Here is a 1,841-nt window from a genome sequence, read left to right on the forward strand (position 1 = left end):
ACCTCATCAACACACCGACCAGGCAGCGCACATCACGAGGCTCGATGGGGACCTCTCTCAGCCGGCAGTTGGTCGGCCTCGCGGAGGAACAGCAGCAGAAGGTTCTGCTGGATCTTGTACGCGGCCACGCCGCCACCGTGCTCGGGCATGCGGACGGAGCGACCATCGACCCGGAACGTCCTTTCCAGGACCTCGGGTTCGACTCCCTCACCGCCGTCGAACTCCGCAACCGCCTCACCGGCGCCACTGGGATACGGCTGCCTTCCACCCTGATCTTCGACCACCCCACGGTGAAGGCCCTCGCCGGACGCATCCGAGCCGACCTCACCGAAGCGGGCACTACATCACGTGCCCCCCAGCGCGCTTCCGGTAAGTCCGACACCACTGAGCCGATCGCCATCGTGTCCATGGCCTGCCGGTTCCCCGGCGGCGCACACACCCCCGAAGAATTCTGGCAACAGCTTGCCGCCGGCCAGGACGCCATATCCGCCTTCCCGAACGGCCGCGGATGGGACCTCGAAAGGCTCTACGACCCGGACCCGGATCGCTACGGAAGGACGTATGCCACGGAGGGCGGGTTCCTCCACGACGCGGATCAGTTCGACGCGGCTTTCTTCGACATCTCGCCACGCGAAGCCCTCACCATCGACCCGCAGCAGCGCCTGCTCCTGGAGACCGCCTGGGAAACCCTCGAACGTGCCGGTATCAGTCCGGCCGCGTTGCGAGGCTCTGACACCGGTGTGTTCGCCGGTGTCGCGACGCAGGACTACATCAAGGAAACTCCGGAAGGCGCCGAAGGCTACGTAGCGACAGGCAGCTTGGGCAGCATCGTGTCCGGGCGCGTCGCGTACACCTTCGGGTTCGAAGGCCCAGCGGTCACGATCGACACGGCGTGTTCGTCGTCGTTGGTGGCGATGCACCTGGCCGCACAGGCCCTGCGCAACAGCGAGTGCTCCATGGCGCTGGCCGGCGGTGTCACCGTCATGGCCTCCCCGACGGTCTTCGTGGAGTTCTCCCGCCAGCGGGGTCTCGCTCAGGACGGCCGGTGCAAGGCGTTCGCCGAAGGCGCCGACGGCACCGGCTGGGGCGAGGGTGTCGGGCTCGTCCTGCTGGAGAAACTGTCGGACGCCGAGGCCAACGGCCACCAGGTCCTGGCCGTGCTGCGCGGCTCGGCCGTGAACCAGGACGGCGCCAGCAACGGCCTCACCGCCCCCAACGGACCGTCCCAGCAGCGGGTCATCCGGGCGGCTCTTGCCAACGCCCGCCTCACACCCGCCGACGTCGACGCGGTCGAAGCCCACGGCACGGGCACCACCCTCGGCGACCCCATCGAGGCCCAGGCCCTGCTGGCCACCTACGGACAGGACCGTCCCGCCGAACGCCCGCTGTGGCTCGGATCGGTGAAATCCAACATCGGCCACACCCAGGCAGCAGCCGGTATCGCGGGCGTCATCAAGATGGTCATGGCACTGCAACACGGCGTCCTGCCGCAGACCCTGCACGTCGACGCACCGTCGTCGCACGTCGACTGGGAATCAGGGGCCGTCAGCCTGCTCACCGAGACCACCGAATGGCCCGAGACCGACCGGCCGCGCCGAGCCGGCGTCTCCTCCTTCGGCATCTCCGGCACCAACGCCCACCTCATCCTCGAAGCACCACCCCAGCCCAGCCCGGTCGACCAGGAAAACCAGGAAAACGACGGGAGCGAAGAAGGCAACGCGGACTCTGAGACCGAAGCCGCCGCGCCTTCCGTCTTCGCCTGGCCGGTCTCGGCGAAGACCGAGACGGCCCTGAGTGCCCAGGCCGCACGCCTCCTGGACCACGTCCACCGGCACCCCGAC

1 pseudogene is annotated in these 1,841 nt (G+C 68.5%); it reads left to right on the plus strand.

Annotated elements, in window-relative coordinates:
• Positions 1-41: 41 nt before the first annotated feature.
• Positions 42-1,841 (plus strand): annotated as a pseudogene (locus VT52_RS28315) (type I polyketide synthase); the annotation flags it as partial.

The organism is Streptomyces malaysiense (assembly GCF_000980885.2).
Taxonomy (GTDB): Bacteria; Actinomycetota; Actinomycetes; order Streptomycetales; family Streptomycetaceae; genus Streptomyces; species Streptomyces malaysiense.